Annotated in this window: 16 protein-coding genes; 9 read left to right on the forward strand and 7 right to left on the reverse strand. The window is 61.6% G+C overall.

What is annotated here, in order from left to right; translation table 11 throughout:
- Positions 1–8 precede the first annotated feature (8 nt).
- Both ACWF6P_RS05545 and ACWF6P_RS05550 read right to left on the reverse strand, forming a co-directional pair.
- Positions 9–893, reverse strand: coding sequence for a metal-dependent hydrolase (locus tag ACWF6P_RS05545; RefSeq protein WP_452620297.1), 885 nt, complete (start codon positions 891–893; stop codon positions 9–11).
- Positions 890–1,843 carry an alpha/beta fold hydrolase gene (locus ACWF6P_RS05550; RefSeq protein WP_452620298.1) on the reverse strand — a complete coding sequence of 318 codons (954 nt, stop codon included), beginning with the start codon at positions 1,841–1,843 and terminating at the stop codon, positions 890–892. The genes ACWF6P_RS05545 and ACWF6P_RS05550 overlap by 4 nt, the downstream gene beginning before the upstream one ends.
- Before the next feature lie 145 nt (positions 1,844–1,988).
- Here ACWF6P_RS05550 and ACWF6P_RS05555 point away from each other — a divergent pair, with 145 nt between their 5' ends.
- Positions 1,989–2,585: a TetR/AcrR family transcriptional regulator gene (locus ACWF6P_RS05555; RefSeq protein ID WP_452620299.1), complete on the forward strand. Its 597-nt coding sequence runs from the start codon at positions 1,989–1,991 to the stop codon at positions 2,583–2,585.
- A 78-nt stretch (positions 2,586–2,663) separates the two neighbouring features.
- Here ACWF6P_RS05555 and ACWF6P_RS05560 read toward each other — a convergent pair whose 3' ends face one another.
- On the reverse strand, positions 2,664–3,155 hold the full coding sequence (locus ACWF6P_RS05560) for an Lrp/AsnC family transcriptional regulator (protein ID WP_019745679.1): 492 nt from the start codon (positions 3,153–3,155) through the stop codon (positions 2,664–2,666).
- A gap of 137 nt (positions 3,156–3,292) precedes the next feature.
- On the opposite strand from ACWF6P_RS05560, the gene kynB reads away from it, so the two are divergent.
- The 3 genes from kynB to ACWF6P_RS05575 are packed head-to-tail and all read left to right on the forward strand — an operon-like array spanning position 3,293 to position 6,772.
- The gene (gene kynB, locus ACWF6P_RS05565; RefSeq protein WP_452620300.1) at positions 3,293–4,024 is read left to right on the forward strand and encodes an arylformamidase; all 732 of its coding nucleotides are present in this window, start codon (positions 3,293–3,295) and stop codon (positions 4,022–4,024) included.
- On the forward strand, positions 4,021–5,286 hold the full coding sequence (gene kynU, locus ACWF6P_RS05570) for a kynureninase (protein WP_452620301.1): 1,266 nt from the start codon (positions 4,021–4,023) through the stop codon (positions 5,284–5,286). Before kynB ends, kynU begins: the two co-directional genes overlap by 4 nt.
- Positions 5,287–5,338: 52 nt before the next feature.
- On the forward strand, positions 5,339–6,772 hold the full coding sequence (locus ACWF6P_RS05575; protein ID WP_452620302.1) for an amino acid permease: 1,434 nt from the start codon (positions 5,339–5,341) through the stop codon (positions 6,770–6,772).
- Positions 6,773–6,784: 12 nt separating this feature from the next.
- On the opposite strand, the gene ACWF6P_RS05580 is transcribed toward ACWF6P_RS05575, so the two are convergent.
- Complete coding sequence (locus tag ACWF6P_RS05580) at positions 6,785–7,471, reverse strand: dienelactone hydrolase family protein (RefSeq protein ID WP_378530934.1); 687 nt, start codon at positions 7,469–7,471, stop codon at positions 6,785–6,787.
- Positions 7,472–7,527: 56 nt separating this feature from the next.
- Here ACWF6P_RS05580 and ACWF6P_RS05585 point away from each other — a divergent pair, with 56 nt between their 5' ends.
- From ACWF6P_RS05585 to ACWF6P_RS05600, 4 genes are all read left to right on the forward strand, one after another.
- A complete protein-coding gene (locus ACWF6P_RS05585; protein ID WP_378530936.1) occupies positions 7,528–8,472 on the forward strand; it encodes a D-cysteine desulfhydrase family protein in 945 nt (314 codons plus the stop codon).
- On the forward strand, positions 8,469–9,326 hold the full coding sequence (locus ACWF6P_RS05590) for a helix-turn-helix domain-containing protein (protein WP_378628329.1): 858 nt from the start codon (positions 8,469–8,471) through the stop codon (positions 9,324–9,326). The genes ACWF6P_RS05585 and ACWF6P_RS05590 overlap by 4 nt, the downstream gene beginning before the upstream one ends.
- A 94-nt stretch (positions 9,327–9,420) precedes the next feature.
- The gene (locus ACWF6P_RS05595; RefSeq protein WP_378530940.1) at positions 9,421–10,404 is read left to right on the forward strand and encodes an ABC transporter substrate-binding protein; all 984 of its coding nucleotides are present in this window, start codon (positions 9,421–9,423) and stop codon (positions 10,402–10,404) included.
- A gap of 420 nt (positions 10,405–10,824) precedes the next feature.
- Positions 10,825–11,991, forward strand: coding sequence for an alkane 1-monooxygenase (locus tag ACWF6P_RS05600; RefSeq protein ID WP_378542037.1), 1,167 nt, complete (start codon positions 10,825–10,827; stop codon positions 11,989–11,991).
- A gap of 17 nt (positions 11,992–12,008) precedes the next feature.
- Here the strand turns inward: ACWF6P_RS05600 and ACWF6P_RS05605 are convergent, their stop codons facing one another.
- The 3 genes from ACWF6P_RS05605 to ACWF6P_RS05615 all read right to left on the reverse strand — a co-directional run bounded on the left by ACWF6P_RS05605 (position 12,009) and on the right by ACWF6P_RS05615 (position 14,624).
- Positions 12,009–12,935 (reverse strand): hypothetical protein, encoded by a 927-nt coding sequence (locus ACWF6P_RS05605; RefSeq protein ID WP_452620303.1) that lies wholly within the window; start codon positions 12,933–12,935, stop codon positions 12,009–12,011.
- A gap of 100 nt (positions 12,936–13,035) precedes the next feature.
- Positions 13,036–13,983, reverse strand: coding sequence for a nuclear transport factor 2 family protein (locus ACWF6P_RS05610; RefSeq protein ID WP_452620304.1), 948 nt, complete (start codon positions 13,981–13,983; stop codon positions 13,036–13,038).
- Between the two features lie 2 nt (positions 13,984–13,985).
- Positions 13,986–14,624: an NAD(P)-dependent oxidoreductase gene (locus ACWF6P_RS05615; RefSeq protein ID WP_452620305.1), complete on the reverse strand. Its 639-nt coding sequence runs from the start codon at positions 14,622–14,624 to the stop codon at positions 13,986–13,988.
- Positions 14,625–14,791: 167 nt separating this feature from the next.
- On the opposite strand from ACWF6P_RS05615, the gene ACWF6P_RS05620 reads away from it, so the two are divergent.
- Entirely contained in the window at positions 14,792–15,763 is a 972-nt protein-coding gene (locus tag ACWF6P_RS05620; RefSeq protein WP_452620306.1) for a serine/threonine dehydratase, read from the forward strand.
- Positions 15,764–15,785: the final 22 nt, after the last annotated feature.

Here is a 15,785-nt window from a genome sequence, read left to right on the forward strand (position 1 = left end):
TGCGTTACTCAGGCGGCGGCGCGAGCTGCCGGTGACGAGGCGAGGTAGGCAACTGCTTGGCTGGTCGAGCCGTACCGCGACGGGTGGTAGCCGGGGCGGAAGTACTCGAAGAACATCCGTGTCAGGCTCCACGGACTTGGCATCAGGCCCTTCTTCATCGCCAGGCGAACATCGCGGAGCTTGATCCGCCGGGTGTTTCCGCCGAGCGCAGGATCCACTGACATCATGTAGCGAATGCCCCGCACCCAGAGAATGACGAGCATCGGTGCAGCGACTATCCAAGTACGTACTCTTCGCAGGTAGCCGCCGTCGAGGTGGGTGAAGAGGTCGAACGCCACATGGCGGTGTTCGACTTCCTCGGCCAGGTGCCAGCGGAACAGATCGAGGACTTTCGGGTCGAGGGTTTTGTCCCAGCCTCGGGCGTTGAGCCCCCAATCCCCGAGGTAGGAAGTGAAGTGTTCGAGGGCGGCGACGAGAGCGACACGTTCGAGGAGCCAAGACTGGGCTTTGCGTCCGGTGAGATCACGGTCGCCTAGAAGGCGGCGGAACATCCACCGGATCTGCTCGACGAACGGTTCGGTGTCGAGTCCCTCGCCATTGAGATACTCGAGCAGCGATTGGTGTGCCGAGGAATGTGTCGCTTCCTGGCCGATGAACCCGATCACGTCCGCGCGAACGGCGTCGTCCTTGATCAGGGGCAGTGCTTGTTGGAAGACGTCGACGAAGAACACTTCGCCCTCGGGCAGGAGCATGTTCATCCCGTTTGCCAGGTGCGTAGCGAACGGATTGGCGTCGAAGTAGTGCATCGGCAGCCCGGTCCAGTCCCAGGACACGTTTCGGGCTGCGAGGGCGACCTTGTCTGCGTCTTTGTCGACGTCGGTGTGTGCGCTCATCGTGGTTCTCCGTTCGATTCGGTGGTTTCTTCTGCGTGCTCCCGGGCGAAGGACCGCACGAGATCGGCAACGACTGTCGGGTTGAACAGAGGTATCCAGTGACCGCCGTCGACGGAGTGAACCCGTGAATCGGCTGCCCAGCGACCGATGTCGACTTGGCTTGCGGGAGTGATGAAGATGTCCCGACGGGGAGCAAGAACCTGTACGGGCAGATCAGTGGTGCGCTGTTGCGGGCGAAGCAGGCGCGGAAGCAAGTTTGCGGTGTAGATCCGGAGGGCGCTGCGATTCTCGCGAGCGCGGTGCGCCGAGACCGGGGCGGAACGCGCTGCCGACTCGGAGCTCGAAGTTTCGAAAAGCGAGGCCAGAGTGATTGTTCTGTCGACCAGGCCTAGCCGGCACGCCAGCGGTGCAATCCACGGGAGCTGGAAGAAACCCATGTACAGTGGCGACTTCCACTGTCCCAGAATGTCTTTCCAGCCGGCGGGTCCCGCTGCGAGGCGTGACCGTATCCAATAGGGAACGTGATCGAGGCAAGGTCCGGAGATCGAGGTCAGCGACGCGAAGTGGTGCCTCTGTGCTGAAGCGGTGGCGGCATGCCAGCCCTGCACAGAACCCCAATCGTGCCCGACCAGATGCACCGGACGCCCGGGCGAGACCTCGTCGAGTACCCGACCGATGTCGTCTGCCAACTGGTCGAGTCGATAGTCCCTGATCCGGTTCGGGTGCCCGGACGCTCCCGAACCTCGCACGTCGAAAGTCACCACACGCATCGTCGACGCGAGTTCGCTGGTCACTCCGTCCCAGACCTCGTGGTCATCGGGAAATCCGTGCACGCACAGAACTGTCGGCCCACTCGGGTTCCCCCGCTCGAACACTGCCAGTCGTACCCCGTCCGAGGCTTCGACGAACCGTGTCGCCACGCGAGGAAAGGGTTGGTTCAAGGCTGTCATGTGAAGTCCTTCGTGGATGTGACGGCGGGGTGTACCCGAGCGCCTCGGCCATGTATATGTGAATGGCAGTAACGTATTCTGGATAAGATAGTAGACTGATCGTGCTACCGCAAGGGTCGGTCGCTGAACCCGAGGATGGATACTCATGACACCGAGTCCGCGAGAAACACCGAGTCCGCGAGAACGGCTCATCGCAGGCACGATCGCCCTCGTGCGGGAACGCGGCGTTGCCGGTACGGGAATCACCGACTTGCTGGCTCGGAGCGATACCGCTCGGCGCTCGGTTTATCAGAACTTCCCGAGGGGGAAGGCGCAGCTCGTCGAGGAGTCCACGCGGGTGGCCGGGCAGCTGATGAGTTCGATCATCGCGGAATTCACCGCGACGGACAGTCCTGTCGAGAGTCTTGTCGCCTTTGTTCAGATGTGGAAGGACACACTGGAAGCCAGTGATTTCACCGCCGGATGCCCGATCGTCGCTGCGGCACTGGGTGGCACCGAGGCTCCCTTGGCGCCGGCAGTTGCCGCGGAAGTATTCGACGATTGGATGAACCTGCTTGCCTCGCAGCTCGAGCGCGCGGGGGTAGGTGAGTCCGTGGCCCGATCACTTGCCGCGACGACGGTGTGCGCGATAGAGGGCGCCGCGGTCCTCGCCATCTCGTCGCGATCGGTGCGTCCGTTGGATCAGGTTGCCGTGCATCTCGCCGAGCTCGTATCTCTACATCTGGGCGAGCTTCGCGCGTAGAGCGTTCGAGAATCGTTAGACGGGTGTTCGTCGGCCACCCTTGTTTCAAACTTGCTGTCGTTCAATCGCCCCTGTTGTTCAATCGCCCTGTCGTAGTTCGCTGAAGATCAGGTTGGTCTGTGTGTTGGCGATGGCCGGATCGTTGAGGTGCGCGCTGACGAAATCGCGAAGCCGAGTAGGGGATTCGCACGACACGTGCACCAGAAGATCACGGTCCCCACTCATCAGGAACACTCGCTGAACGGAATCCAGTCCGCTCAGGTGCTCGGCAATTTCCGTCATCCGACTCCTGGCGTGGGAGTGAATCAGAATCGACACCATCGCCGAGATCTCGAGGCCGAGTAGCTCGAGGTCTATGTCTGCGTGAAACCCCTTGATGACGCCCGATTCGCGTAGAGCGCGCATCCGCGCCAGGGCGGTCGACGGCGCTATCCCGACCTTCTCGGCGAGCGCATTGTTGGGGATGCGTGCATCACGGACGAGTTCGCGGAGAATCGCTGTATCGACGTCGTCGAGCCGAACATGATTCGGCCGCGCCGCGGCAGCTGCCCGTTCGATCGCATTTATCATCCGATTTCTCCCTGTCGTCGCGAAAATATTCAGCAACTATTGACCGCGCCCGTTGATGATTCTAGCTTTTGCCAAACACATCGAATTATCAAATGGTCGAGATCAGCACAGTCGACTGTTGCGACGAAGGGGTCTGGATGCTTCCGAGGATCGGCCGACACACGGGCGACGGACACGCGGGCGACTGGGTGGCACGGGTGATCGACATCAGCCCGCCGATCTCCGAATCGACGCCCGTGTGGCCAGGCGATACTGCCTTCACCCGCGCTGTCACGTCAGACCTCGGCGGCAGTGACGCCGTCACGATCAACCGAATCACCACCACTCCGCATATCGGTGCTCACGCCGATGCGCCGGCGCACACCCGCATCGACGGCGCGACTATCGGTTCTGTTCCCCTCGAGCCCTATCTCGGTGAGGCTCTGGTGGTCGACATGACGGGGGTCGACGGTGCCGCCTGCGTCAGGCCCGTCGAAGAGACGGTGGAGCGACTCGGCGGCCATCTGCCGCAACGGCTGATCCTGAGGACGTACCGGAAGTACCCGCGCGAGTGGGACAACGACTTCGCCGGCGTTTCTCCGGAGCTGACGCACTGGTTCGCCGACCGCGGTGGCGTTCTGATCGGAATCGACGGCGCCTCGTTCGATCCGATGGACAGCAAGACCATGGACGGGCACCACGCGGCAAGCGATCGTGGCGTCGCGATCCTCGAAGGACTCTGCCTCGACGACGTCGACGAAGGCTACTACGAGTTGATCGCCCTGCCGCTGAAGTTCCTCGACCTCGATGCCAGCCCTGTACGCGCAGTGCTCCGGACGCTGCCTTCATCACTTTCAACGCCGACACATGCAGGAGAAGAATCGTCATGACATCGACAACCGCCCTTTCGTTGGAAGACTGCGTCAAGGCCGACGCAGTGGATCCCTTGAGGGAGTTCCGCCGCGAGTTCGCGATTCCAGAGGGCGTCCTCTACTTCGACGGAAACTCGCTCGGCGCGCGTCCCATTGCCGCGCAGGAATACGCCGCGAGAGTGATCGGCGACGAGTGGGGCAACGGCTTGGTTCGCAGTTGGAACGAGGCTGGATGGTTCGACCTCCCGATCCGCCTCGGTGACAAACTTGCCCCGTTGCTGGGAGCAGGTGAAGGCGAAGTGGTAGTAACGGATTCGACGTCGATCAACCTGTTCAAGGCATTGGCCTCCGCACTGTCCATCGCGGCTGCGCAGGATCCCAGCCGGAAGGTGATCGTCTCCGAGCGAGACAATTTCCCCACTGACCTCTACATTGCGGAGGGCATCATCTCGCTGCTCGATCAGGGATACGAACTACGCCTGATCGACCAACCGAGCGACCTCACCGAAGCAGTAGGACCGGACACCGCCGTAGTGATGTTGTCGCACGTCAACTACCGCACCGGAAACCTGTATGCGATGACGGAAGTCACTGCAGCAGTGCAGGAGCGTGGCGCGCTCATGATCTGGGATCTCGCACACTCGGCTGGCGCCGTCGCTGTCGACCTGGGCGGCGCCGACGCCGACTTCGCGGTCGGGTGCACGTACAAGTATCTCAATGGTGGTCCCGGCTCGCCCGCATTCATCTGGGTCAACCGTCGTCATCAGAACACCGGAATCCAGCCACTGTCCGGGTGGTGGGGGCACGCGCGACCGTTTGCGATGGAGTCGGCCTACGAACCCGGCGCAGGAATACGGCGCTTTCTGAGTGGTACTCAACCCATCACGTCGTTGTCGCTTGTCGAATGTGGTCTCGACGTCGCGCTCAAAGCTGACATGGCCGACATCCGGAGCAAGTCGCTCGCGCTGGCCGATCTCTTCATCGACCTCGTCGAGGAGCGTTGCGCTGCCTACGGTTTGGAGTTGATCACGCCACGCGAACATGAGCGTCGTGGATCGCACGTGAGTTTTGTTCATCCCGAGGGTTATTCGATCATGAAGGCTCTCATCGCGCGGGGCGTCATCGGCGACTACCGCGAACCAGGAGTGTTGCGGTTCGGTATCACTCCGCTCTATCTCGGCTACGCCGACGTGTGGAACGCCGTCGACGTGTTGCGAGACATCCTCGAGAACAAGTCCTGGGATCGCCCCGAATTCCGCGAGCGCGACGCAGTCACCTGATTCTTCCAAGTTTCCGCGGACCGGGAGGTACCGCCTTTCGCAAGGAGCTTTCATGAGTGATTTCAAAAACATTCAGCAGCGAGAATCAGGTCTCAAACGCGAACTCGGCCCCAAGCAGATGAGCATGATCGCGCTCGGCGGTGCAATCGGCACCGGACTCTTCCTCGGCAGTAAGTTCGCCATCGGATTTGCCGGCCCGAGCGTCATCATCAGTTACGCGATCGGTGGGTTGATCGCCCTGCTGCTGATGGGTGCCCTCGCCGAAATGACCGTCGCACATGCGACATCGGGTTCGTTCGGTGCGTACGCCGAGTTCTACGTCGGACCGTTGATCGGCTTCCTCGTTCGCTATCTCTACTGGTCGTGCATCGTCCTCGCTGTCGGTACCGAGGTCACCGCAATCGGTGAATACATGCAGTTCTGGTTCGCCGACGTACCGTCGTGGCTGTGGATCGTGTTGTTCTCCGGAGTGCTGATCGGCGTGAACATGTTCAACGTCAAGGCCTTCGGAACCATGGAGTACTGGTTCTCGACGATCAAGGTCTTCGCGATCGTGGCATTCATCGTGATGGCAGCGTATGTCGTGTTCGGTAGTGGAAACCCGGACTATGGATTCCACAACTACACGGCCGGTGGCGGATTCTTTCCGAATGGTTTGTCCGGTATGTGGTTTGCCGTGATCGTATCGATCTTCAGCTACTTGAGCATCGAGATGATCGCCATTGCAGCAGGTGAGGCGGAAAACCCGGCAGTGGCGGTGAAGAAAGCATTCCGTGTGACGATCGTTCGGCTGTTCGTCTTTTACATTGCAACGCTTGCCTTGATACTGGCAATCGCTCCGATGGACAAGATCTTGAGCGGCGGAAGCCCTTTCGTCACGGTGATGCAGGTCGTGAAGATTCCGGGCGCAGACAGCGTGCTGAACTTCGTGGTGATCATTGCCGCACTGTCCGCGATGAATAGTCAGTTGTACGTGTCTTCGCGCATGATGTTCTCGCTCTCACGCGCCGGTGACGCACCGGCAATTCTCGGCAAAGTCCGAGCCAACGGCTCACCGGTCAACGCCTTGTTGCTGTCGACGTCGGGTATCGCCGTCGCGACAATTGTCTACGTGCTCTTTCCCGAGCAGGCATTCACCTTGATGATTTCGTTGTCGATGTTCGGGGCTATGGCGACGTGGCTACTGATCTTCGTGACGCACTGGTTCTTTCGCAAGCGGATGAAAGAGGACGGAACAAAGCTCTCCTTTACGATCCCGTTCTTTCCTGTGGGGACAATCCTCGGCGGTGCCCTCATGGTCGCGATTCTGATCACCACGTTGTGGGTCGACGATTTCAAGATGACGCTGGTGTTCGGAGTTCCGTTTGTCCTGGCCGTGATCGGCATCTACTACTTCACTCGATCGCGTCGGGCGCAGAGTCGAGCAATAGATGCCGACCAGATTCAGGACGAGGTCACGGGGACCGTCGTCAAGCGAGTTCCCTGACTCATCTTGGAATCACAGGGTTTCGGCGAAGAACTCCATAGTGCGGGTCCACGCGAGGGCAGCAGAATCTGGGGCATAGTGGCTGGCCGAAGTGTCGTTGTTGAACGCGTGGCCGGCATCGGCATAGCGGTACACCTGGGCGAGGTCGGAGGCAGTTGCGCGCAATTGCTCGACGCTCTCGGGTGGGATGCTCGGATCCAGGTCGCCGTAGTGGCCGAGCCATGGGACCTGCAGTTGCGTGGCGAGTTCGGTGCCTGCCGCAATCCCATTCCATCGGGCTTCTGCAACGCCGCCACCGTAGTAGGTAACGGCAGAATCGACGAGGGGCACCGCGGCGCACCACAGTGACGCGGTGCCGCCCATGCAGAATCCGAGGGAGCCGACCTTGTCTGCTCCCTCGGATCGGCTGTAGTCGACAGCGGCACGTACGTCGTGGCCGATGGTTGTGCTGTCGAGTGCCATGAGCGCGTCCTTGGCGGACGGAAAGTCGGTGAAGGACGTCTGCGCGCCGCGGTGGTAGAGGTGCGGAGCCACGGCAAGGTAGCCGGCATCGGCGAGACGCTCGAGGATGCTCTCGATGTGCTTGTTCACGCCCCACGCCTCTTGGAGAACCACCACCGCATGCTTCGGCTCACCTGGCGAATCCGGTCGGCTGACGGTCAGCGGCACGTCGTGTGTGGTCGTCGTGAAAGTTCCCATATCCAGACTGTAAGCGAGACCAGACTGTAGATGGACCGTCGAACTAGACTCGTCAAATGTTCAGTTCCGCCGTACAACCGATCAGCTTGGGCAGTTGGCCGACGCCCGTCGAACCTTTGGCGCGTTGCGCGCAGGCACTCGGATTGGGGCCGGAAGATCTGTGGATCAAACGTGACGACGTCACCGGCCTGGGCGGCGGCGGCAACAAGATCAGAAAATTGCAGTACACCTGCGCTCAGGCTTTGGCCGTCGGCGCGACGACACTGATCACTACCGGTGCACCGCAAAGCAATCACGCTCGGTTGACTGCTTCGGCAGCAGCTCGGTTGGGATTGCGTTGTGTCCTGGTACTCGGTGGTGCCGAGCCGGAATCCGTGCAGGGCAATCTCATTCTGGATGCACTCGCAGGCGCTGAGATCGTCTGGGCAGGTGGGGACACGGCATCCGCGGTCGACGCCGCGGCGGAGGCTGTCGCTGACTCGGGCGGTGTACCTTTTGTCATTCCCTTCGGTGGTACCAGCGCGGTGGCTGCGCAGGGTTACGTCGACTGCGCACGCGAGATCGAGCAGCAACTCGCCGGAGTGGAACACGTCGTGGTTGCACTCGGATCGGGCGGAACGATGGCCGGCCTTGTCGCGCATCTCGGCGTCGACAGAGTTGTCGGCGTCGATGTCGGGGCCGTTGCCGACCCGGTGTCGACTGTCGCTGGATTATTGGACGAGATGCCTGGTCCGACCGTGCGCGCCGAGGAACTTCAGATCCTGCGAAACCAAGTTGGCCAAGGCTATTCGACGCTCACGGAAGCGTCAGCCGGCGCGATCCGATACTTGGCGCGTACGGAGGGCATCTTCCTCGACCCGACGTACACCGGCCGAGCCTTTGCGGGATTGATCCAACTCGCGGAGGACAAAGCCATCACGACGGGATCGAAAACGGTCTTCCTGCACACCGGTGGGCTACCTGGCCTGTTCGGCCATCCCGAACTGTCGACGCTGCGGTGAGCGAGCAGATCGACTACCCGCTCAGCAGCCCGCTCGACGAACTGTCCGAGTGGCAACGCGTCGTGCGCCCGCTGCGCGTCAGTGCCGACGGGTACCTGCGGTTGGCGACCAATCGGCTGGCCGTCGACTCCGACTACACCTGGGAGATGCACCGCCACAGCGATCACGAATTGCTGTGGGCGATCGACGGTGTTCTCGAGGTCCGTACTCCGGAGACTGTGTACACGGTGCCCAGCGGGGTCAGTCTGTGGATCCCGTCTTTTGTTCCCCACGAGGTGACAGCGCGCAGCGGTACCGAATTGTCGTGCACGTGGTTGGTGGCATCCGACGTGACGGGGTTGGATCGTGTGGTGGCCTTGTCCACCCCGCCGCTGCTCGAACAGGTACTCGATCACCTCACCCGAGACGACTTGACGGATGCGGAGCGTCGGCGAGCCGAGGCGTTTGCCGTCGACCTCGTCGAACCCGTTCCGCGACTGATTTTCGATGTACCGCTGCCGACGACGCCGTGGCTTCGGAAGATCGCAGATCAGTTGGTTGCCAGCCCGGCCGACACCCGATCGGTCGAGGAGTGGGCCACCGACGCGAAGGTCAGTACGAGGACTCTCACCCGAAGGTTTCCAGCCGAGACCGGATTGACCTTCTCGGAATGGCGTATGCGGCTGCGGGCTCATCACGCGATGCAACTTCTGGCGCTCGGTCGAAGCATCTCGTTTGTGGCGCGGAAGACAGGTTTTCGTTCCGAAAGCGCGTTCGGCGCGGCATTCCGTCGAACGATGGGCGTGACTCCGGGCGAGTTTGCAAGCCTGATCGATCATCCGTGCGCGCCAATGACCGATTGGCTACAGGACTAGTCCGAACAGCGACTCAAGGGGCCTCGATCGGACTTGTGTAGCGGCGCAGAATCAACTTAGGGTTGGCTAAACAATCACCCTGTAGGAGTTCTGCGTGCGCGCAATTCGATCATTTTCTGTCGGTTCCAGAGTCATCGCAGCGGCGGCAGCGGCCGTCGTTGGTGCGATGGTGATGACCGGCTGTTCCTCGTCGTCGGCCGATTCCGAGCAGACGGACGTCCGGACCGTCGCGTCGGCGTACGGGGACATCGAGGTTCCGGTTTCACCCGAGCGCGTCGTCGCCGCGTCGTACGACACTCCCTGGCAGCTCATGTCCCTCGGAGTGAAACCAGCTGCTGTGCAGGACTACGGCAAGTGGATCAGTGAATTCACGCCGGAGCAACAGGCCTTCGTCGACGGGCTCCCGACCATCGGGCCTTTCGGGGAAATGAACTTCGAAGCGATCGCTGCGGCAGATCCCGACGTCATTGTCGGCGACGCCGACGAGGTGGACCAAGCGGCGTTCGACCGTCTGTCCGGCATTGCACCCACCGTCATCGTCAAGGGAGAGAGCCGAGGCGACTGGAAAACGATCACCGCCGAGCTCGCTGAGGCAATTGGTAAGACCGACGTGCTCGAGTCGACGCGGACTGCCTACGAAGAGAATCTCGAACGTGTCCGTGGCGAGTACGCCGACGTGATCGCGAACAACAAGTGGATTCACATCTCACTCGGAGACGCCCCCGGCACATTCTCGGTCCAGCAACCCACCGGTGCGATCGGCAATTTGGTCGTCAACGAACTCGGGTTGGCGTACGGGCCTGGTGTACCGACCAATTACACCGACGCCGGATACGAGTCGTATCCGATGGAGCAGCTGGCCGACATCATGAACGGAGTGACGGTCGTGCTGTATCCGCTGAATGCGGACGGATCGACCAGTGCGGCGGTTCAGGCGGTCCTCGACGACAACCTCTTCACAAGGCTGCCGGCGGCGCAGGCCGGGCATGTTTTCGGATTGCAGTCGAGCGTCACCGACTTCGTGACCGCGAACGGTTGGCTGAACGAAGTGACAACGAAGGTGTTCGCAAGGCTCTGACGCTTGCTTACCTTTTGACTGCGCGCCCGCAACTGACCAGTTGAGGGCGCGCAGTCTTTTTGGTCGCCACTACGAGCGGAAATCCTGTCCTCTGCTTATGATTTCTGTCACTGCTGGTTACCGTTACTTCTACGAGGGCGACGCGGTTCGACCTTGCCTTGGCAGGGATCTCCGATCCTCGGCGACGTGCGGAGGTGGTCGCCATCCCCGCAGATCGATGGGGTATTTTGTCCGTATCTACTGTCGGGGTGAGCAGTGATGTGCGGGGGAGTTTTTGGTGAGTACAAGCGCTCGTGCCGTCTTTCGAGCAGGGCGCTCTGGATTTCGGGACCATACCCGTCCGGACATTAGTTCTGGTTTGCTGAGCGTGAACGGTGCGTGGGGCGAACCGTTCGAGGGGACGAAAGGCGAGATCGGCGAATGACAGCGACTTCCGACGCACGGCGCACCGAACCGAACGCTGTCCAGAACACAGTCTCGTCGTCCGCCGAAAAGCCGCGCTGGCGCGATCGCAAGAGGTACCTGTGGCCGCTCGGATTGCTCATCCCGCTCAGCCCGTTCATCTCCTGGTTTCTCGTCGACAACCTGCGTCTCGGATTGTTCTGGGCAACCGGCGCGTGGTTGCTGGTCATTGTCATCCCGATCATCGACATGCTGGCCGGTGAAGACGGCGAGAGTCCGCCGGACGATGCGATCCCCGGACTGCAGAAGGATCGCTACTACCGCTGGTGCACTTACGCGTTCCTCCCCTTGCAATATGCCGGTCTGGTCTTTGCCTGCTGGTGCTGGATCAACGCTCCGATGGGAATCGCGGAGAAGATCGCGATGTCGTTCACGGTGGGCGTCGTCGCCGGCGTGGGTATCAACGCAGCACACGAACTTGGCCACAAGAGCGAGAAGGTCGAGCAGTGGCTCGCGAAAGTGGCGCTTGCACAGTCCCTGTACGGGCACTTCTACGTCGAACACAACTTCGGCCACCATGTGCGTGTAGCTACTCCGCAGGACCCGGCCAGCTCGCGGTTCGGTGAGAGCTTTTGGAGGTTCTTGCCACGAAGTGTGGTCGGCGGCCTGCGTTCTGCCTGGCGTATCGAGAGCGCTCGACTCCAGCGGAAAGGCAAGCGAACCTGGAGTTTCGAAAACAACGTCCTCAACGCCTGGGCGATGAGTGTTGTCCTCTTCGCGACGCTGATCGGCATCTTCGGTTGGGAGGTAGCACCCTGGCTGCTGCTGCAGGCATTCGCCGGATTCACCTTCCTCGAAGCCGCGAACTACCTCGAGCATTACGGTCTGCTGCGTGGCAAGCGTGCCGACGGCTCGTATGTGCGCTGCAGCCCGGCTGACAGTTGGAACAGCGATCACGTGGTGAGCAATCTGTTCCTCTATCAGTTGCAGCGACACAGCGACCACCACGCCAACCCGAAGCTGCGGTACCAAAGCTTGCGCAGCGCAGCCGAAGCCCCGCAACTTCCGGCCGGTTATGCGGTGATGATCGTGATCGCGTGGATACCGCCGCTGTGGCGCCGGGTGATGGATCAGAGATTGTTGGACTACTACGACGGCGATACAGAACGGATCAACGTCGGCTGATTCGCAATTGCAGTCGGCTAGGCCACGCGCGCAATGATCTGGGGCGATGCCTGCAATGGCACGTGTCCCTGGATCAAGATTCGTTGGCAACCGTCTACTTCGATGAGTACCGGAATCGGTTCGGTATAGCCCGGCTCTGCACGCGTCAGGGTGGTGCCGACAGTGGTTCGAGCGACTTCCGAGCATGCGTCCGCCCGGCGTAGGTGCTCGAACGATTCGCCGAAGCTCTCACTCAGTTGTGTCGCGCCCGCGAAGACGACTTCGCCGCCTGCGGCTGCGGTGTACCGACAGATGCCGTCGCTCACCCAGTAGCGCTCGGCGACCAGATGTTGTTCACCGATCGTGGGCGTCAACCGAATCGTGCCGCACCCGATCCGTTGGAGGACCGCATCTGAGGTAAGCGAAACGATGTGCTCGGTCCGCCTGACTTCGTCGAGCTTCTCGATCTCGACCAGTCCTCTCAGCTGTTGGAAGCCACATTCGTCGACCGGATACGACGGGCGGACGATACGTCCCCGTGCGTCGATCAACCACAAATCCGCGAGCGGTACCGTGCTCGCTACCGGGCAACTGCCCTGATCCCGACGTCGACCCTCTGACGGTGCATTGAGCTTCGCGACGGCAGCGGTGAAATCTCCCTCCCACCGGTGCTCGTAGAAGTTGGTCGTGAGATTCGCGGTGATCGAGGGGCCGAACGATTCGTCGCAGGTGACTGCCGCTGCGGGCTCGAAATCCGGTGGCACCGTTCCGCTGCGAAACCAATGCGCTTGTGCGATCGCAGGCGGCGGTTCGATACCCAGAAACCGACCTTCGTCAGGGAGATTGCAGACTGCGGATTCGCCTATTTCGGCATGAGGTCGTGCGATCGCCGGCTCGCGGGCATGTGCGCATCCGCTGGAAACGCACAGCAGGAGCGCGATTGCGATCGAACGTCGCAGGGGCATGGGTGAACGGTACCGTCGAATGTGGCTGCGCAGACGGCACGATGGCGGGAATCAGCTCCCGCCATCGTGCCTATGCTCCATTGGCTTGTGTTGCGAGGCCTCAGCGACCGTCGTCCCACACGGTGTTGCCGCTTGCAGTCGTCGACGGGTAGTCCTGGACGGCGTCCCAATGCTCGACGATCTTGCCGTTCTCGTCGAAGCGGAAGATATCCATCGAGCCGCTGCCAGCCGTTCCTTCACCGGACGAAGCGAAGGTCTGGACGAAGACGAAGTCTCCCTCGGCTACCGTTCGCGGAAACTTGGTGGCCTTGTCTCCGGTAACAGGTTCGATCCCGGCCAGTGCCGTGACAAACGCGTCCTTACCGTCTGCGAACGAGGGGTTGTGCTGCGTGTAGGTCGGGCCGACCAGCTGGTCGGCAGCCTCGGCGGCTTTGCCCTCGTTGAAGGCGAGCTGTAGGAAGGTCAGGGCGTTGGCAGTATTGCGTTCCAATACTTCTGACGTCTTGGACGGCGAAGAGGTTGGCCCGTCGAACATCGTGTTCGGATTCGCGGACGTTTCCGGCACGTCTTGAATGGCATCCCAGTGTTCGACGATCTTGCCGTTGTCGACGCGGAAGATGTCGAACACGGCCTGGCCGCGGTCACCGGGTGCAGAAGTGGTGTGAGACTGGAGGGCAACAAGATCGCCCTCGGCGAAAACGCGAGTGATCTCGGCATGCAACCCGGGTGTGGCCTCGACGTAACCGCCTATGCCGCTGACAAATCCGGCTGCCCCATCGGCGGCGGTGGGGTTGTGTTGGATGTAGACGTCGCCAATGTACCGGTCGGCGGCTTGCTGGACCTGGCGGCCGTTGAACGCCAGTTCGTAGAAATCCGTGACGATGGTCTTGTTGGATTCGAGTTGATCGCCCTGTCCGGCAACAAGATTTGCGGACGTCGTAGAACTGCTGGGCGTTGCGGATTCCGTGTCGTTGGAGCATGCGGTGAGCAGGAGGGCGGCGGCAGCGGGGACAGTCATCCAGGCTGCGCGCCTGCGGAGGTTGCCCATGCTCAGTGTGCGACGGTGAAACGCTGGCGACGGTGAGCCGGAGTCTCGATCTCGTCGACAAAAGCGTGTGCGTAATCTTCGCCCGCGATAGCGGAATTGCCTTCGGCGTCCGTCAGGAGAACGTCGCCACCCACCTGGAAGGACCCCTTCGGAGCGACGCCGGCGTGGGCGCCGAATGCTGCGGCCGGGCTCACGTAGAACCAGTCGACATTGCTGTCAGTCGCGCGGAGCGCATCGAGGACCTCGGCGTGAGCGAGCGCCTCGCCCTTGTATGCGTCCGGGAAGTCGGGGGTGTCGACCACGCGTGGCCCACCCTCGGCGACCAACAAGCTGCCGGCGCCACCGACTACTGCAATGCGAGCACCGTTGCGTGCGGCGGCATCTGCGAGGGGAGTGACGGCGTCGAGCAGGCGCTTGCCGTCGATCTCGCGGGCGGGGATGGCAACGACGACGACGTCGTTGTCCGTCGTGACCTGCTCCACGATCGTGTTGTCGTGAACGGAACCCTGCACGACATTCGTCTCGGTTCCGGACTGCGCACTGCGGGCGACGACGGTCACCTCGTGGCCGCGTGAAGTGGCTTCCTTCGCGATTGCGCTTCCTGCAAAACCGTTTCCACCGAATACTGCGATCTTCGACATGGCGTGTGCCTTTCCTTGATGTCGTCGTTGTGCTTGTAGTAGTAAATTTATTCACCTGGAAGGCGGATGTCTCGGTCAGATGTAGGCAGGAATTGGTGAAAAACAGACATCTTGATGACGGTGGGCCGACTGCTTCGTGTCGACGTTGCGAACCGTAGGGTTGGTGCATGACTCTCACCGCCGACAACAACGCAGGTCCGCTGGCAATCGAGCGCTCGGACGTCGAAGCCGCACGGACTCGTATCGCAGGGCTGGCGCGGCGTACCCCGATCTTTCGAACTGCGCTGCCGACGCCACACGGTGAGGTACCGGTTCTGTTCAAGCTCGAGTACCTCCAACACGGCGGTTCCTTCAAAGTGCGCGGCAGTCTCAATGCAGTGGAACGAGCTGTAGCCAACGGCACCATGCCCGATGCCGGCGTGGTCATCGCGTCCGGTGGCAATGCTGCGATCGGGGCCGCGTGGGCGGCGCGGCGACGAGGACTCACATGCACAGTGGTGGTGCCGGAGACCGCGCCCGACGCAAAGGTGAAGGCGCTCGGGGAGTTGGGCGCCGCCGTTCACAAGGTAGGCGATCGCTACGCACTCGCTGCTGCCGCCGCGGCGGAGATCGCACGCGCGAGCGGCGCACTCGAACTGCACGCCTACGACCTGCCCGACATCGTCAGTGGGGCCGGCACCATCGGTCTCGAGATCGAAGACGAAGCGTCCGGACCGATCACGTATTGCATTGCCGTCGGCGGTGGTGGTTTGGTCTCTGGAATCGTCGCGGCGGCACGTCCCGAAGATCAGGTAGTAGCCGTCGAGCCGACCGGAGCTGCCACCTTGCACACTTCGCTCGATGCGGGTCGCCCGGTCGACATCGAAGTGAACAGCATCGCCGGGGACTCATTGGGGGCCACACGCATTGGCGCCATCGCCTGGGCGACACTGCACGAGAGTTCGGTAGACAGTGTTGTGGTCGAAGATGATTCGATCCGGCAGGCTCGGGCATTCCTGTGGCGGGAGTTCCGGATTCTGGTGGAGTTGGGAACCGCAGCAGCATTGGTTCCGGTTCTGAACGGGACGGTTACGCAGCCGTCCGGCGGTGAACTGTGCGTGGTTTTATGCGGCGCCAATACGCATCCGACCGACCTGTAATTTCTGCGGTCTGTTGGGCGTG

The organism is Rhodococcus sp. NPDC055024 (genome assembly GCF_053608585.1).